Raw genomic sequence first — 17,025 nt, 5'->3', positions numbered from 1 at the left:
ACCGAAGGGTTAAGGTCCGGGATCCTGTGCGCATTTCATGCGAGGATCCTTGGATGAGCCGTTAACCCGAACGAGAGCGCAACGACTTCGCCGAGCCCGGGGGATGCGGCGGAGACCTTTTCGCGGACGCCCGGAACAGAAGGGACGATGATCCAGGATCCGGTGAGCAGAGGGCCGCGAAACGGTGCGATCTCCCTCATCCGCGCCTCTTGTGGACGCTTCGCGACATCGTGTGCCGGAACCCGGATGATCTTCCGCCGATGCTCGGGGCGCCCTGGAAAACAGCGGCGGTGACTTCGGAACGTTCCGCCAGTGTCCTCCGAGCTCCGGCGCCGATACGCACCGGCCCGGAAGTCGCCGCCGGCCTCAGGCCCGATCCAGCAGCGCCAGCCGGATCGCGTCCTCGACCAGCCGCACCTCGACCGGCTGGGCGCGGAAGGCGGCGTCGAGATCGTCGGCCGCCTTGTAGAGGCCGTCGATCGAGACGAGCTCGGGCTCGAACTTGCGGCACCAGATCCGCGCCCCCGCTTGGCCGGACGCGCCCGCGATCGCGCGTCCGCGCAGGGCACCGTAGACGTGGATCGAGCCGCCCGCGATCACCTCGGCGCCCGAGGCGACCGCCCCCATCACGATCACGTCGCCCTCCAGATGCAGGATCGTCTGACCCGAGCGGACCGGCTGGTCGAGGATCAGCGAGCGAGCGGGCGGCAGGGGGGCGGCGGACGGGACCGGGGCGGCGTCCGGGCCATCGCCCTCGGGCGGCGCGATCTCTCCGGCGGGCCGCCCCCCCGAGAGAGCCGGTGGCAGCCCGGGTCCCAGCACGCCGGGCGGCGCACCCTCGACACCCAGGATCGCGATGTCGCGGGCCGCGAGGTCGGCGACCAGTTCCGCAAGGTCCGCCTGCGTCAAACGCAGGCCCGTGAGGTCGAGGATCACCGGCCGCCCGGCGAAGAAGGCGGGGGCCCGGCGCCCGAGCGCGTCAAGTTCGGCGAGCCATCCCGCGACGGGGGGCAGGGGCGCCAGCACCGTTGCCATGAAGGAGCGTCCGCGGAAGCGGAGCGGGGGCCGGGCTGGCGCGGTGTCGGGGAGGGGTTTGGGCTGAGTCACGGGGGCGTCGCGCCGCTCGGACGCGCCTCTGGGCTGGATCTGCTCTCCCCCGTGTCATGCGGCCGGCGGCGGCGCCAGGGCAATCCCGGCGCGCGAAGCGGGGCCGAGATCGGCGGCGCCATCCACCGCCGGACGGCGCCTAGGCCGCCGCGTCCACCGGCTCCGGCCCCTCGGCGGAGATCTCCCGCAGTAGCATCGGCACGCGCGCCCATGGCTCGGTCGCGGCCGCACGGCCGGCGCGCCTTCCGGCACCGCCGCGTCCCGCGGCGACGACGTCCGGCCAGCAGCGCTCGAACGCCGCCACGCAGGCCGGATCGAAATGGCGCCCGCTGTCGGCCCGGATCAGGTCGAGCGCGTCGGCGAAGGACAGCGCCTTCTTGTAGGGTCGCTGGGTGGTCAGCGCGTCGAAGACGTCCGCCACCGCAACGATGCGGGCCGCGAGCGGGATCGCCTCGCCCGCGAGGCCTCCGGGATAGCCGCTGCCGTCCCACTTCTCATGGTGCGCCCCCGCGATCTCGGCGGCGAGCCGGATCAGCTCGGACTCGCTGTCGCCGAGGATACGCCGGCCGATCTCCGCGTGGGTCTGGATCAGCGCGAACTCCTCCGGATCGAGCTTGCCGGGCTTCAGCAGGATCCCGTCCGGAACCGCCACCTTGCCCACGTCGTGGAGGGGGGCGGCGAGGTAGAGTCGGCGGCAATCTTCGGGGGCGAGCCCCAGCGCCTCGGCCATCAGCTCGCTGTAGCGCGCCACCCGCCAGGTGTGGTCGCCGGTGTCGTTGTCCCGGTACTCGACGGCCAGCGACAGGCGGAAGATGATCTCCTCCTCGCGCTCGTGCATGTGCCGCATGGCGGCCTCGGCCGCACCATCGAGGAGTGCGGCCTGCTCGGCCAGACGGCGGACCGCGCCCGCCAGCCGGACGAAGTTGCGCAGGCGGGCGCGCAGTTCCACGCCCGTCGTGCGCTTGGCGAGGAAATCGGTGGCGCCGGCCTCCAGGGCGGCCAGCCGCGCCGCGTCGCAGACGTCGCTGGTGATCATCACGACCGGAACCTGGGCGTAGTGCGGGATCCTGCGGATCTGCTCGATGAAGGCGACGCCCGTCATCTCCGGCATGTGGTAATCGACCAGGACGAGGTCGAAGGCGCGCATCTGCGCCTCGACAAGGGCCGTGACCGGGTTGGCGTGAGCGTCGACCGTGACACCGGGCTCGGCCGACAGCATCTCCCGAAGCCGCATGCGGCTGGTCGAGCTGTCATCGACGAGAAGCGCATCCATGGCTCGTTCCTGACCTGCCGGCTCAGCGACGGAATCGCGCTCGCCGACACGCGACGGATCGCGCGCCCGACCTCGACCGACACCCGAAACCCGTCATTGAACCCGCGCTCCTCTGGCGGCGCGGCCCCCGGGTGAGCGGAGCCGCGGCCGTGATCCGTGTCCGGGCGAGGACCGCCGCCCCCGCTCGCCGACACAACCTGACATAGGAGATTGCTGAGTTCCTCTTACCCAGGAGTTAAACCTGCGGCCGGTGATGAAATTTCCTGCATCGACGCGCGGCCGCGCAGCCGTTGCATGAAGTCAAATCACAATTTCAGATTGCAATATCGCGGCCTCCTCCGCGCCCGGCGCCCCATTCCGACGGTCACGGAAAACTGGAGGGCCGACGAGGCCGCGACGGGCGATGCACGTCCAACCCTCTGTTACAATCCCGTCCGCGAGCGGGACAAAGACGTTCCGAAGTCGCTCCGCGCACGCGCTCCAGTCGTCGGCGGCGTACTTGGAATCGTTCCGAAACATAGCGGTTGCGCGGATCGCGGCGTGCTTGCTAGCTCGGCCCATGTCGTCCGCTTTCCATTTCGGCGGCCTCGGGCCGCATGCCGGGGCCTGCGCGCTTTGACCGGTCGCACGGCGCCCACGCCGGCCTACCGCGCGGCGGTACTCGGCCGAATTCTGCTGGCGGCGCTCGGCGGCTACGCAGTCGCGGCCCTGGCGACGGGGCTGCTCGCCCTGGTCCTGCCGATGCCGCGCTCCGAGGCCGTGACCACCGCGACGCTGACGAGCTTCGCCGTGATGGTCGCGGTGGTGGTCGCGGTGTTCGCCGCCCGCTCCCTGGCGCGCGCGACCGCGCTGGTGCTCGGCCTCGCCCTCCCGCTCGCGGGCGGCCTCTGGCTCGCCGGCGCCTTCACGGGCTGAGGCGGCGATGCGGCAGGGTTTCCGGCAATCGATGGCGTGGCTGCACGCCTGGTCCGGCCTCTTGGTCGGGTGGGTGCTGTTCGCGGTCTTCGTCACCGGCACCGCGAGCTTCTACCGGTCCGAGATCTCGCAGTGGATGCGGCCGGAACTCGTCGCGACCGAGACCGATCCGGGCCGCGCGGCGGAACGCGGGGCCGCCTATCTGCAGCGGCAGATGCCGGACGCGATGGGCTGGTTCATCGAGCTGCCGACACCTGAGAAGCCTGCCATCGCGGTGATGTGGTGGAAGAGCATGGAGGGGCCATTCCACCAGGCCCTGCTCGACCCGGAGACGGGCGAGCCCACATCCGCGCGGGCGACGAAGGGCGGGGACTTCCTCTACCGCTTCCACTACGAACTCAGCATGCCGCCGATGCTCGGGCGCTGGATCGTCGGGGCCTGCACCCTGGTGATGCTGGTGGCGCTGGTCTCCGGCATCGTCACGCACCGGCGCATCTTCGCCGACTTCTTCACCTTCCGGCGGGATCGCTCGACCCAGCGCGGCTGGCTCGACGCCCACAACGTCGCGGGCGTGCTCGGCCTGCCGTTCCACCTGATGATCGCCTATACGGGGCTGACCCTGCTGGCGACGCTCTACATGCCCTGGGGTGTGCGCACCGCCTACAAGGGCGACGAGATCCGCTACTTCGTCGAGGCTGGCCTGATGCCGGACCTGCGCTGGGCCGCCGGCAAGCCCGGCACGCTCACGCCGCTCGGCCCGGTCGTCGCGGCCTCCGTCGCCCGCGGGGGCAAGGCGCCCGAGGGGCTCTCGGTCTGGAACCCGGGCGACGCCAACGCGACGGTCGTGGCGATCTTCGAGGAGCCGCACGGCCTCTCGCACCATCACCCGCAGATCGCCTTCGACGGGCAGACCGGCGCGGTGCTCGGTCAGGCCGGGGCGGTCGGGGCCGCCACCGGCACCGGGACAGTGATGGCGGGCCTCCATATGGGCCACTTCGCCGGCCCGGCTCTGCGCGTCCTGTTCTTCCTCTGCGGCCTCATGGGCGCGGCGACGGTCGCCACCGGCCTCGTGCTCTGGGCGGTGGCGCGGGCGCCGAAGGGCGCGGCACCCGCCGGCTTCGGCCTGCGGCTCGTGCGCGCGCTCAACCTCGGCACCATCGCGGGCCTGCCGGCGGGGGTCGCCGCCTATTTCCTGGCGAACCGCCTGCTGCCGGTCGGTCTGTCGGAGCGCGCGTCCTGGGAGATCGGTGCCTTCTTCGCGATCTGGGGACTCGTGGCCCTCGTCGGCGCCCTGCGGCCGGGACCGCGCGCGTGGTCGCAGGCGCTCGGCCTCGTCGGCGCGCTCTTCCTCTCGGTGCCGCCGGTCGCCGCCCTGACGACGGGGCTGAACCTGCCGGGCGGCGCGCTGCGCTTCCTCGGCTTCGATCTCATGATGCTGGCGCTCGGGCTCGGCTTCGTCGTCGCGGCCCGCAAGGCCGCCGCCCGCGTGGGCGCGCCGCTTCGGCGGCCGGCCCGCGACCTGACCGGTGAGGAGGCCCTGCGCGCATGACGCCGCTCGTCGTCGCCCTGAACATCGCCCTCTGCTTCGCCGGCTTCGCGGCGCTGGCGCTCAGCCTCGACCGTCACCACCGCGACGCGCTCGCGGGCCGGGTACCGGCCGGCCGCGCCCTGCCGATGCGCGCCGCGGGCTGGGCGCTCCTCGCCCTGTCGCTCGCGACCGCCATCGCCTGGGAGGGCTGGAATTTCGGGCCGGTGCAGTGGATCGGCGCGCTCACCGGCGCAGGCCTGCTGGTCGTGCTGGTGCTGAGCTACCGCCCGGTCTGGCTGCGCCCGGCGGCCCTCCTGGCCCTGCCGCTCGGCCTCGCCCTGCTGCCGGCGATCCTGCTGGCCTGAGTCCGGCAAGGACCGTCGATACGCACGCGGAGGGTGTGGGGCCCGCGCCGCCCGCACTTGCCGGACGCGTCCGCACCTTCTATTGCAACGCGGAAAGCCCTGAATCCGCCACCACACCCGGCGGGACGGCCACGAGCGGCCGGTCCCGTGGCGGGTTCTTCACGCTTCGGACATCCTTATGAAGCTGCGCAACATCGCCATCATCGCCCACGTCGACCACGGCAAGACCACGCTCGTCGACAAGCTGCTCCAGCAGTCCGGCACCTTCCGCGAGAATCAGCGGGTCGAGGAGCGGGCGATGGACTCGAACGACCTCGAGAAGGAGCGCGGCATCACCATCCTGGCCAAGGCGACCTCGGTCGTCTGGCAGGACACCCGCGTCAACATCGTCGATACCCCCGGCCACGCCGATTTCGGCGGCGAGGTCGAGCGCATCCTCTCGATGGTCGACGGCGTGATCGTGCTGGTCGACGCCGCGGAAGGTCCGATGCCGCAGACCAAGTTTGTGGTCGGCAAGGCGCTCAAGATCGGCCTGCGCCCGATCGTGGCCATCAACAAGGTCGACCGTCCGGACGCGCGCATCAACGAGGTCGTCAACGAGGTCTTCGACCTGTTCGCGGCGCTCGATGCCACCGACGAGCAGCTCGACTTCCCGATCCTCTACGGTTCGGGCCGTGCCGGCTGGATGGCCGACTCGCCGGACGGCGACCAGAGCCAGGGTCTCAGCCCGCTCTTCGACCTCGTGCTCCGGCATGTGCCGCAGGCGCGTACCGAGGACGGGCCGTTCCGGATGCTCGGCACCCTGCTCGAGGCCAACCCCTTCCTCGGCCGCATCATCACGGGCCGCATCGCCTCTGGCACGGTTCGCCCGAACCAGTCGATCAAGGTGCTCGACCGCGAGGGCAAGGTCGTTGAGACCGGCCGCGTCTCGAAGATCCTGGCCTTCCGCGGCCTGGAACGCGCCCCGATCGAGGTCGGCGAGGCGGGCGACATCGTCTCGATCGCGGGCCTCGTGAAGGGCACGGTGGCCGACACCTTCTGCGACCCGCAGGTCGATACCCCGATCCAGGCCCAGCCGATCGACCCGCCGACCGTGACGATGTCGTTCATCGTGAACGACAGCCCGCTCGCCGGCACCGAGGGCGACAAGGTCACGAGCCGCATGATCCGCGACCGCCTGTTCAAGGAGGCCGAGGGCAACGTCACGCTCAAGATCGAGGAGGCGGCCGACAAGGATTCGTTCTACGTCTCGGGCCGCGGCGAACTTCAGCTGTCCATCCTCATCGAGACCATGCGGCGTGAAGGGTTCGAGATCGCCGTGTCGCGTCCCCGCGTGGTCTACGAGAAGGACGCGGACGGGCAGGTGCTGGAGCCCGTCGAGGAAGTCGTCATCGACGTGGACGAGGAGCATTCGGGCGTCGTCGTCCAGAAGATGTCCGAGCGGAAGGCCGAGATGCTGGAGATGCGGCCGTCCGGTGGCGACCGCCTGCGCCTCGTCTTCCATGCCCCCACCCGCGGCCTGATCGGCTACCAGGGCGAGCTCCTGACCGACACCCGCGGCACCGCGATCATGAACCGCCTGTTCAAGGCCTACGAGCCCTACAAGGGCGAGATGCCGGGCCGGCGCAACGGCGTGCTGATCTCGAACGACAAGGGCGAGGCTGTGGCCTACGCCATGTGGAACCTCGAGGATCGCGGCCCGATGATGATCGAGCCCGGCTGGAAGGTGTACCAGGGCATGATCGTCGGCGAGCACAACCGCGAGAACGACCTCGAGGTGAACGTGCTCAAGGGCAAGAAGCTCACCAACATCCGCACCACCTCGAAGGACGAGGCCGTGCGGCTGACGCCGCCGATCAAGATGACGCTGGAGCGCTCGCTGGCCTGGATCCAGGACGACGAGCTGGTCGAGGTCACCCCGAAGTCGATCCGGCTCCGCAAGGCCGTGCTCGACCCGAACGACCGCAAGCGCGCCGAGCGCGCGAAGGAGGCTCTGGCGGGCTGATCCCCACCAGGGTTGGAATGCGAGAACGGCCGGTCCCCGGGCAGGGGGCCGGCCGTTCTTCGTTTCTGGGCATGAGCCACCACAGACCCCCTCTCCCGTGCGGGAGAGAGGACCTGCGTTACATTCAGCTCCCGTCGAAGAGCGACAGCCCTCAGCTCCCGGGCTTCCACACCGCGTCCGACACGGTGATCGGCTTCGGCAGCAGCTTCAGCTTGTGGAACGTGTCCGCGACGCGCTGCTGGTCGGCGATCGCCGCCGCGGCGAGGGGCGCCACCCCATAGGATTGCCGCCGCAGCGCGACAGACAGGATCGGCGCCGGGATGCCGACGCTCGGCGCGAGCTCGGCCGCCACCGCGTCGGTGTTGTCCTTGGCCCAGGCGTCGATCTCGGCGATGGCCTCGACCAGCGCATCGACGGCCTTGCGGTTCTGGTCGGCGAAGTCGCGCCGCGACAGGTAGAATTGCCGGTTCGGCGCGAGGCCCTCGCCGTTGGCCAGCGTGCGGGCCCCCGTCGAGCGCTCGCCCGAGGCCTGGTAGGGGTCCCAGATCGCCCAGGCATCGACCGCGCCGCGGGCGAAGGCGGCGGCGCCGTCCGCGGGCGTGAGGAAGGCCGTTTTGACTTCCTCGTAGGGCACGCCCGCCTCTTCGAGGGCGCGCACCAGCAGGAAATGCACGTTCGAGCCCTTGTTGAGGGCGACGGTGCGGCCGCGCAGATCCGCCACGGTCCGGATCGGCGAATCGGGCTTCACCAGGATCGCCTCGCCCTTGGGCGCCGGCGGCTCGGCCGCGACGTAGACGAGGTTCGGGCTCGCGGCCTGGGCGAAGATCGGCGGTGCCTCCCCGGTAGAGCCGAAATCGACGGCGCCGGCATTCAGCGATTCGAGGAGCTGCGGGCCCGCCGGGAACTCGGCCCACTGCACCCGGTAACCGAGGGGCGCGAGCTTCTTCTCCAGGAGACCTTTGCCCTTCAGGAGCACGAGGGTGCCGTACTTCTGGTAGCCCACGCGGAACACCTTGTCGTCGGCGCGGGCGGCGAGGACTGTCAGCAGAACCAGGGCGAGGGCGGTCAGCAGCGTCCAAGCGTGGGTGAGGGGAGCGCGCGCGGCGAGGCGGGCGGCTGGGGCCGGCATGGGTGTGGTCTCCTCGGGCTGGGGGTGGAACGGATCGGGGAGATGCGGCGCGTGCGCCCGCTCCCCCTTGCAGGACAGTCTCACCGGCATGCCGGGGCGCCGCAGGCGAGCCCGGAATCCACGAACACCGCAGGTTCCGGTCCTGACACTTCGGTGGTCTTGGATCCCGGGCTCCGCTCCGCGGCCCCGGGATGACGAGGTGGCTGCCCCAAGCCGGCGGGCAGCGACGGCGGCCTTCTGCCGCGCGGGAGCGACGCGCCCCTCAGTGCGCGGCGACGCGGCGGAGCGGCACGATGTCGTTGGCCATGACCTCACCGACCGGGCCGCGGTCGCGCACGGCCGGGCCCGTGGTCGCCCGCAGCGGCAGCTTCGGGAAGACCAGCTCGGCGAAGCGGTAGGCCTCCTCCAGGTGCGGGTAGCCGGAGAGGATGAAGCGGTCGATTCCGAGGTCGATGTATTCCTTCATCCGGTCGGCGACCTGATCGGCCGAGCCGACGAGCGCCGTGCCCGCACCGCCCCGGACGAGGCCGACGCCGGCCCAGAGGTTCGGCGAGACCACGAGCTTGTCGCGCGAGCCGCCATGGAGCGCCATCATGCGGTTCTGGCCGACCGAATCCTGGCGCTTCAGCGTCTCCTGCGCCCGCGCGATGGTGGCGTCGTCGAGCCGGGAGATCAGGCGCTCGGCGGCGTCCCAGGCCTCGGCCTCCGTCTCGCGCACGATCACGTGCAGGCGGATGCCGTACGAGAAGGTCTTGCCCTTCCGGTCCGCGGCCTCGCGGGCCGCCGCGATCTTCTCGGCGACGGCCTCCGGCGGCTCGCCCCAGGTCAGGTAGACGTCGCAGTGCTCGGCGGCGACCGCGATCCCGGCGGGCGAGGAGCCGCCGAAATAGAGCGGCGGGTAGGGCGCCTGCACGGGCGGGTAGATCAGCCGGCCGTTCTCGGCGCGCAGGTGCCGGCCCTCGAAGCTCACCGTGTCGCCGCGCATCAGGCCGCGCCAGATCGCCAGGAACTCGTCGGTGACGGCGTAGCGCGCGTCGTGGTCGAGGAAGACGCCGTCGCCGCGCAATTCCACCGGGTCGCCGCCCGTGACCACGTTGATCAGCAGGCGCCCGTCCGAGATCCGGTCGAGGGTGGAGGCCATGCGGGCGGCCGCCGAGGGCTCCATCAGGCCGGGCCGCACCGCCACGAGGTAACGCAGGCGCTTCGTCAGCGGCACCAGCGCCGAGGCGACGATCCAGGAATCCTCGCAGGAGCGGCCGGTCGGCAGCAGCACACCGTAATAGCCGAGATCGTCCGAGGCCTGCGCGATCTGCCGGAGGTAGTCGAGCGTGACGGCGCGCGCGCCCTCCTCGGAGCCGAGGTAGCGTCCGTCGCCGTGGGTCGGCAGGAACCAGAGGACGTCGGCGCGCCCATCGGTCGATTGGGTCATGGGGGTACTCCGGTCACTCAGGCGGCCGGGCTTTCGCCCAGCAGGTGTTCGAGGATGCGGCCTTCGAGCGCCGCGAGGTCTGGGTCGCCCCGGCGCCGCGGCCGCGGCACGTCGACCCGCACGTCGAGGGCGATGCGGCCCGCGTCCACCACGAGGATGCGGTCGGCGAGCGCCACCGCCTCCGAGACGTCGTGGGTGACAAGGAGCGCGGTGAAGCCCTGCTGCTGCCAGATCCGCTCGATCAGCCCCTGCATGCCGATGCGGGTCAATGCGTCGAGCGCCCCGAGCGGCTCGTCGAGGGCGAGCAGGCCCGGCCCGCTGACGAGGGCCCGGGCGAGCGCCACGCGCTGGCGCTGGCCGCCCGAGAGCGTGGCCGGCCACTGCCCGGCCTTGTCGGCGAGCCCGACCTCGGCGAGGGCGGCGAGGGCCCGCTCCCGCCGCTCCTTGCGCGAGCCGAGCCCGGTGAGACCGACCGCGACGTTGTCGACGACGCGCGCCCAGGGCAGCAGGCGCGGATCCTGGAACATGATGCGCTTCGGGGGCGCGTTGCGGCGCGAGGCCCCCGCCGGCTCCTCAAGCTGGATGCGCCCGCCGGTGGGCGTCTCCAGGCCGAGGATGAGCCGCAGCAGGGTGCTCTTGCCGCAGCCCGAGCGCCCGACCACCGTCGTGAACTGACCGGCCGGGATGTGCAGGTCGAGGCCTTCGATGACGGTGTGGCCGTCAAAGGCCTTGCGCAGGTCCCGCACGGTCACGGCGATGCCGCAACCGGAGGCTGGCGGCCGGGTCGTCGCGGCGCGGGGGGCCTCGGCGGCGGACGCGTCGTCGCGGGTGGAGCCCAGCGCGTCGGGTCGGGGGGCGTCGAGCAGCATCAGGCGGTCCTGTAGGCGGGGTTCCAGGCGAGGGTAGCGCGCTCCAGCTGGCGGGTCAGGGCGTCGGCGAGCTTGCCCAGCAGCGCGTAGATCAGGATCGCCAGCACCACGACGTCGACGAGCATGAACTCGCGCGCCTGCATGGCCATGTAGCCGAGCCCCGAGGAGGCGGAGATCGTCTCGGCCACGATGAGCGTCAGCCACATGATGCCGAGCCCGTAGCGCAGGCCGACGAAGATCGAGGGCAGGGCACCCGGCAGCACGACGCGGCGGAAGAGTTCGGCCCGCGACATGCCGTAGACGCGGCCCATCTCGACGAGGCCGGGATCAACCGAGCGGATGCCGTGCAGCGTGTTGGCGTAGATCGGGAAGAACACACCGAGCGCCACGAGGAAGAGCTTGGCCTCCTCCCCGATGCCGAACCACAGGATCACCAGCGGGATCAGCGAGAGGTGGGGGACGTTGCGCACCATCTGCACACTGGTGTCGGTGAGCCGCTCGGAGAGGCGCGACAGGCCGTTGGCGAGGCCGAGCGCGAAACCGATGCCGCCGCCGATGGCGAAGCCCGCGATGGCGCGCAGCGCGCTCACCCCGAGATTGGTCCAGAGCTCGCCGGTGCTCGCCGCCGCGATGCCGGCACGCGCCACGTCGAGGGGGGCGGGCATGAAGCGGTTGGAGACAAGGCCCGCCGAGACCGCCGCCTGCCAGCCGGCCAGCGCCAGCGCCGGCAGCAGCCAGGGCGTGGCGCGGCGGCCGAGGTCGTTGAGAAGGGTACTTGCCATCGGGAATTCAGCCGTTGCAGGGCGCGCCGCCGCATCGGCGACGCGGCGGCGCTGCTTCGATCGCGCTCGGGTCGGGCTCACTCAGCGCGCGGCGGCCACGCGGGCGACGGGGTCCTGGCGCAGGCCCGGCAGCGTGCCGCGGGTGGCGAGCGCCGCGATCTCGGCGCCGGCCTGGGCGGCGCGCTCGCGCACGGCTTGGTCGGTGAGCTTGTAGTCGGTGAAGTCGGGATCCGAGCCGTAGACGGTGGTCGGGATCTGCAGGGCGTTGAAGAAGCCGAAGAGCGGCCGGAAGGCGTGCTCGACCACGAGCGCGTGGCGTGCGCCACCGCCGGTCGCCACGATCGCCAGCGGCTTGTTGGCCAGCGCAGTCGGCGGGATCAGGTCGAACAGGTGCTTGAACAGGCCCGTATAGCTGCCCTTGTAGACCGGCGAGCCGACGATGAGCGCGTCGGCCTCCTCGATCGCCTCGATCACCCGGCGGGCGGGAAGCGACAGGGCGTCCCGGCTCCAGGCCGCGCCGAGGCCGGTGCCGGCATCGACCAGATCGTAGTGGCGCACGTCCAGGGGCACGCGCGCGGCGGCCTCCTCGGCGACGGCCTCGACCAGCACGCGGGTCTTGGAGGGGCGCTGCAGGTTGGCGCTGAAGCCGACGAGTCTCGGTCGTGTCATCCGTCTGTCCGTCCGGTTCTAGGGTCGCGGAAGCTGCGGGTGGCCGCTCCCCGGTCACCCGTCCTTGATGCCTAAAAGCTGCGTGAGCGACGGGCTTCGGTCAATGAAACGTTCTTATCAATGAACGAGCAGATGGAGATGAACGTGTCCCGGGGATGCCCGAGAGGAGAATGTTTCTGTAAATCACCACCGAAACCGGCAAACACCCTGCTTTAGGCGCGCGATGGCGGCCGGAAGCGTTCGTTTTACGAAACGAACTCGGTGAATGTTGTCGATGCCGCACAGGCCCGGTCGCGCGCCGGGGCTTCGAAGGGGAGCGAGAAGAATCCTGCCGAGCCGTGGGCTGAGAATGGGACGAACTTGCCGCAACACGGCGAAGAAAGTGTTCCTCTTCCTTTGACGGCGCGGATCCGCACCGGAATACTTGCCGCGATATCGAGAAGACCGCGCTTCAAGGCCGGTCCGGAGGAGTATCGCCATGGCCGTCAGCACGAATGCATCGGAGCCGATCCGGTTTGCCTACTGGGTGCCCAACGTCTCGGGCGGGCTCGTCATCAGCAAGATCCCGCAGCGGACGAGCTGGGACGCGGACTACAATCGCCGTCTCGCCCAGATCGCCGAGGCGGCAGGCTTCGACTACGCGCTGACGCAGATCCGGTTCACCGCGGGCTACGGCGCCGAGTACCAGCACGAATCGGTCGCCTTCAGCCACGCGCTGCTCGCCGCGACGAGTCGGCTCAAGGTGATCGCCGCGATCCTGCCCGGCCCCTGGAACCCGACGCTCGCGGCCAAGCAGGTGGCGACGATCGCGGAGCTGACGGGCGGGCGCATCGCCGTCAACATCGTCTCGGGCTGGTTCTCGGGCGAGTTCCGAGCGATCGGCGAGCCCTGGCTCGACCACGACGAGCGCTACCGCCGCTCCGAGGAGTTCATCCGGAGCCTGCGGGGGATCTGGACGCAGGACAATTTCAGCTTCCGCGGCGATTTCTACCGCTACACCAACTACACGCTGAAGCCGAAGCCGAGTGCGGGCCTGCCCGAGATCTTCCAGGGCGGCTCCTCGCGCGCGGCGCGCGACATGGCCGCTCGGGTCTCGGACTGGTACTTCACCAACGGCAACACGCCGGAGAACATCCGGGCGCAGGTCGACGACATCCAGGCCAAGGCCCGCGAGAACGGGCACGCGGTGAAGGTCGGCGTCAACGCCTTCGTGATCGCGCGCGACACCGAGGCGGAGGCGCGCGCCGTGCTCCAGGAGATCATCGACAACGCCGACCCGGAGGCGGTCAAGGCCTTCGGCCACGAGGTGAAGAATGCCGGCAAGGCCTCGCCGGAGGGCGAGGGGAACTGGGCGAAATCGAGCTTCGAGGACCTCGTCCAGTACAACGACGGCTTCAAGACGAACCTCATCGGCACGCCGGACCAGATCGCCGAGCGCATCGTGGCGCTGAAGGATGTCGGCGTCGATCTCGCGCTGCTCGCCTTCCTGCACTTCCAGGAGGAGGTTCAGTATTTCGGCGAGCAGGTGATCCCGCGGGTGCGGGCGCTCGAGGCTGCCCGCGAGCGGCGAGCCGAGGCGGCCTGATCCGCATCGCCTTCCCTCCCCCCTCTGCGGGGGAGGGAAGATGTCGTGCCCTCCAGAATCCGGAGCCCCCGATGAACATCGCCGTCAATGCCGGTACTCTGGCCGGCACGCTCGCCGGCGCCCCGCAGCCGGTGCCGGGCCGTCCGCGCCCGGCCGAGCCCGCCCATGTCGTCCGCGACGACGCCGAGGCCATCCGCGTCGCCGCGGAGCTGGCCAAGGCCTTCCGGTCCGGCGCCTCGGAGCGCGACCGCTCCGGTGCGCGCCCGGCCGAGGAGCTCGACGCGTTCTCGCAGAGCGGGCTCTGGTCGATCAACGTGCCGCGGGCCTACGGCGGCCCCGGCGTCTCGTACGCCACGCTGGCGCGGGTGATCGCCATCGTGTCGGCGGCGGACCCCTCGATCGGCCAGATCGCCCAGAACCATCTCGGCATCGTGGCGGCGATCGACACGGTCTCCGACCCCGCGCAGAAGGCGCTGCTCTTCGGCGAGGTGCTGCGCGGCACCCGCTTCGGCAACGCCTTCTCGGAGCGCGGCACCAAGCGGGCCGCCGATTTCGAGACGCGCTTCACCGATGCGGGCGACCACGTCGTCGTGCGGGGGCAGAAGTTCTACTGCACGGGCGCGCTGCTCGCCCATCTCGTGCCGATCGTCGCCACCGACGCGGAAGGCCGCGCGTGGTACGCCATCGCCGAGCGGGACGCGCCCGGCCTCTCGGTCATCGACGATTGGTCGGCCTTCGGCCAGCGCGGCACCGCGAGCGGCACGGTTCTCATCGCGGACGTGCGCGTGCCCAAGACCCATCTGGTGCCGGCCTGGAAGGGCTACGCGCGGCCGACCGCCGACGGGGCGATCTTCCAGATCATCCAGGCCGCGGTCGATGCCGGCATCGCCCGGGCGGCCCTCGACGACACGATCGACTTCGTGCGGACGAAGGCTCGCCCCTGGATCGACAGCGGACAGGCGCGTGCTTCGGACGATCCCTACACGGTCCAGGCTGTGGGCGATCTGACCATCCGCCTCCACGCCGCCGAGGCCCTGCTGGAGCGGGCGGGCCGTGCCATCGACGCGGCGGTCGCCGCGCCCGACGCGGAGAGCGTGGCGGCGGCCCAGCTCGCCACCGCCGAGGCCAAGGTGCTGACGACCGAGGTGGCGCTCGCGGCCTCCAACAAGCTGTTCGAGCTCGCCGGCACCCGCTCGACCCTCGCCGAGCACAACCTCGACCGGCACTGGCGCAACGCCCGCACCCACACCCTGCACGACCCGGTGCGCTGGAAATACGCCATCGTCGGCAACCACGCGCTGAACGGCGTGAACCCGCCCTTCCACGCCTGGAGCTGAGACCGCGGGGCGCTGCCCCGAACCCCGCCGAAGGGCCTGAGGCCCTTCGGGATCCGCGGGACTACAGGGGCCTTCCGCCCTCCGGCTCGATCACCACCGTGGGCGGGACCTCCGTCGGGCGCAGCATGCCCGGCAGCGGGCCGGTCGCGGGCTCGGGCGGGGCGGCCTCGCGCTCTGCCTGGACGGTCGCCACGGCGTCCGGCGCGATCAGGCCGAGGCCTGCCGCGTGCTCGGCCATCGCGACGCTGTCGGCGGCCAGCACGAAGCTCGCCCCGGCCGCCGTCACCGTGGCGGCGATGCGCTCGATCTCGGCGATGCGCTTCGCGTCCGCCGAGATGTTGCGGATGTAGATCGCCCGCACCCGGCCCGGATGCTCGGCCACCACCTCGGCGTAGACCTCCGGGTCGTGCTGACCGCTGTCGCCGATCAGAACGAAGGGCAGGTCGCGGTAGAGCGCCAGCATGTTGCCGATGAGGATGCGCTTGTGGTCCTCCGCCCGGCGCGGCAGCGGGTGTGTCCAGGAGAGGCCCCATTCCCGCAGGAACAGTACCGGCCCTGCGGGAATCGCGTGGCGGGCGAAGAACTCGCTCAGCACCTCGTAGAGGCCCCAGGGCGCGCGCGAGACGTAGAGCATCGGGTTCTGCTCGTCGCCCGCGCCGTCGTGGAGCGCCCGGTAGAGCGTGGCGACGCCCGGGAAAGCGACGCGGCTCTCCGCATCCTCCACGAAGAGGCGCCAGAGCATCACCAGCTTGTTGGCGACGCCCGTGTGCATCACCGTGTCGTCGATGTCGCTGATCACGGCGAAGCGCGCGTGGGCCGGCGGCACGTAGACTTCGGCCCGGGCCTCGACCGGCGGGTCGGCGTCGAGCGTCAGAGCAACCCCGTGCCAGGGCCCGTTGCCCTCGGGCATCGTGCGGGGCTTCAGATGGATGCGGAAATAGCCGTCCCGGTCGGTCGCCACGCGCTGCTCGCTGCCGCCGAAGCGCGCGGTGACGGCCCCGCCCTTCACGGCGCGGCGGGCGATGCGGCGGCGGACGTCGCGCCAGAGGTCACGCAGGGAATCGCGGTCGGCGCCGGGATCGGGCCGGGACTGCCGGAAGACGCGGCCGATCAGGAAGATCTCGTCGCCCGAGCCGTAGCCGCGATAGGGCTCCAGCACGATGCCGCCCCGCCCCTGCGCCCGCCTGACGGGCCGCGACAGCAGGCGCAGCGTGCCCCGGGTGACCTTGTAGAGCCTCGACCGCGCCATCCCGCTCTCCTCGACGGATGCATATGATCCGAGAGGCCGGAAAGTTCGCGCATGGCCGGCAAAGGGCGGGGGAGCGGGCCTGCGGCGGCGTCCAGACAGGGCGCGTCGTGCTTCACGCCCGAGCACCCGGATCGGGATCAGGCCTCCAGGTGGCGCGCCCGCACGAGGCGCCAGGCGAGGCCGCCCCGCGGGCCGGCCACCAGCGAGACGGCGTAGAGGGCGCCCGCCGCCAGCACGATGGCCGGGCCGCTCGGCAGGTCGAAGCGGTAGGAGAGCGCGAGCCCGATCACGCTCGACAGCGCCCCCATCAGCATCGAGACCCCGATCAGCCCGCCGAGGCCCCGCGCCCAGAACCGGGCGGCGATAGCGGGCAGCAGCATCAGCCCCACCGCCAGCAGGGTGCCCAGCGCCTGGAAGCCGGCCACGAGGTTCACCACCACGAGGCCCAGGAAGGCGTAGTGGGCCGGCCCGCCGGCCCGGCTGACCGTGCGCAGGAAGAGCGGGTCGACGCACTCCATCACCAGCGGCCGGTAGAGCAGAGCAAGGGCAAAGAGCGTCAGGGTGCTGATGCCGCCCAAGAGCCACAGGGCCGGGTCGTCGAGCGCCAGCACCGTGCCGAACAGGATGTGCAGGAGGTCGATCTGCGAACCCCGCAGCGACACGAGGAGCACGCCGGCCGCGAGCGAGATCAGGTAGAAGGCGGCCAGACTCGCGTCCTCGCGCAGCACCGTCGATCGAGTGACGAACCCGGCCAGCAGCGCCACCGCGAGGCCCGCCACGAGG

At 71.3% G+C, this 17,025-nt stretch carries 15 protein-coding genes; 6 read left to right on the top strand and 9 right to left on the bottom strand.

What is annotated here, in order from left to right:
• Positions 1-366 precede the first annotated feature (366 nt).
• Entirely contained in the window at positions 367-1,035 is a 669-nt protein-coding gene (minC, locus tag MFF54_RS19875) for a septum site-determining protein MinC (protein WP_238304832.1), read from the bottom strand.
• Between the two features lie 211 nt (positions 1,036-1,246).
• Positions 1,247-2,380: an HD domain-containing phosphohydrolase gene (locus tag MFF54_RS19870; protein ID WP_238304823.1), complete on the bottom strand. Its 1,134-nt coding sequence runs from the start codon at positions 2,378-2,380 to the stop codon at positions 1,247-1,249.
• A 615-nt stretch (positions 2,381-2,995) separates the two neighbouring features.
• Between MFF54_RS19870 and MFF54_RS19865 the strand changes: the two genes are divergently transcribed.
• From MFF54_RS19865 to typA, 4 genes are all read left to right on the top strand, one after another.
• Positions 2,996-3,295, top strand: a complete 300-nt coding sequence (locus MFF54_RS19865; RefSeq protein WP_238304817.1) for an iron transporter — start codon at positions 2,996-2,998, stop codon at positions 3,293-3,295.
• 7 nt (positions 3,296-3,302) lie between these two features.
• Entirely contained in the window at positions 3,303-4,844 is a 1,542-nt protein-coding gene (locus MFF54_RS19860; RefSeq protein ID WP_238304808.1) for a PepSY-associated TM helix domain-containing protein, read from the top strand.
• Complete coding sequence (locus MFF54_RS19855) at positions 4,841-5,188, top strand: DUF3325 domain-containing protein (RefSeq protein WP_238304806.1); 348 nt, start codon at positions 4,841-4,843, stop codon at positions 5,186-5,188. Before MFF54_RS19860 ends, MFF54_RS19855 begins: the two co-directional genes overlap by 4 nt.
• Positions 5,189-5,366: 178 nt before the next feature.
• Entirely contained in the window at positions 5,367-7,193 is a 1,827-nt protein-coding gene (gene typA, locus MFF54_RS19850; protein ID WP_238304804.1) for a translational GTPase TypA, read from the top strand.
• A gap of 151 nt (positions 7,194-7,344) precedes the next feature.
• On the opposite strand, the gene MFF54_RS19845 is transcribed toward typA, so the two are convergent.
• The 5 genes from MFF54_RS19845 to msuE form a co-directional block, all read right to left on the bottom strand.
• On the bottom strand, positions 7,345-8,322 hold the full coding sequence (locus tag MFF54_RS19845; protein ID WP_238304796.1) for a sulfonate ABC transporter substrate-binding protein: 978 nt from the start codon (positions 8,320-8,322) through the stop codon (positions 7,345-7,347).
• 262 nt (positions 8,323-8,584) lie between these two features.
• Positions 8,585-9,751, bottom strand: coding sequence for an FMNH2-dependent alkanesulfonate monooxygenase (gene ssuD / locus MFF54_RS19840; RefSeq protein WP_238304794.1), 1,167 nt, complete (start codon positions 9,749-9,751; stop codon positions 8,585-8,587).
• 17 nt (positions 9,752-9,768) lie between these two features.
• The gene (locus MFF54_RS19835; protein ID WP_238304776.1) at positions 9,769-10,620 is read right to left on the bottom strand and encodes an ATP-binding cassette domain-containing protein; all 852 of its coding nucleotides are present in this window, start codon (positions 10,618-10,620) and stop codon (positions 9,769-9,771) included.
• Complete coding sequence (gene ssuC, locus MFF54_RS19830) at positions 10,620-11,402, bottom strand: aliphatic sulfonate ABC transporter permease SsuC (RefSeq protein ID WP_238304766.1); 783 nt, start codon at positions 11,400-11,402, stop codon at positions 10,620-10,622. Before ssuC ends, MFF54_RS19835 begins: the two co-directional genes overlap by 1 nt.
• An 81-nt stretch (positions 11,403-11,483) precedes the next feature.
• Complete coding sequence (gene msuE, locus MFF54_RS19825) at positions 11,484-12,071, bottom strand: FMN reductase (protein ID WP_238304764.1); 588 nt, start codon at positions 12,069-12,071, stop codon at positions 11,484-11,486.
• Positions 12,072-12,549: 478 nt separating this feature from the next.
• On the opposite strand from msuE, the gene sfnG reads away from it, so the two are divergent.
• Complete coding sequence (sfnG, locus tag MFF54_RS19820) at positions 12,550-13,656, top strand: dimethylsulfone monooxygenase SfnG (protein ID WP_238304755.1); 1,107 nt, start codon at positions 12,550-12,552, stop codon at positions 13,654-13,656.
• A gap of 71 nt (positions 13,657-13,727) precedes the next feature.
• A complete protein-coding gene (locus MFF54_RS19815; protein ID WP_238304747.1) occupies positions 13,728-14,993 on the top strand; it encodes an SfnB family sulfur acquisition oxidoreductase in 1,266 nt (421 codons plus the stop codon).
• A 61-nt stretch (positions 14,994-15,054) separates the two neighbouring features.
• On the opposite strand, the gene MFF54_RS19810 is transcribed toward MFF54_RS19815, so the two are convergent.
• Positions 15,055-16,242, bottom strand: coding sequence for an App1 family protein phosphatidate phosphatase (locus tag MFF54_RS19810; RefSeq protein ID WP_238304739.1), 1,188 nt, complete (start codon positions 16,240-16,242; stop codon positions 15,055-15,057).
• A gap of 137 nt (positions 16,243-16,379) precedes the next feature.
• Positions 16,380-17,025, bottom strand: a 646-nt coding sequence (locus MFF54_RS19805; RefSeq protein ID WP_238304737.1) for a metal ABC transporter permease, incomplete at its 5' end; no start/stop codon positions are given.

Source organism: Methylobacterium gregans, from assembly GCF_022179245.1.
GTDB classification, from domain to species: Bacteria; Pseudomonadota; Alphaproteobacteria; order Rhizobiales; family Beijerinckiaceae; genus Methylobacterium; species Methylobacterium gregans.
The sequence above is the reverse complement of the archived record's forward strand: the minus strand, read 5'-3'. Positions and strand labels throughout refer to the sequence as shown.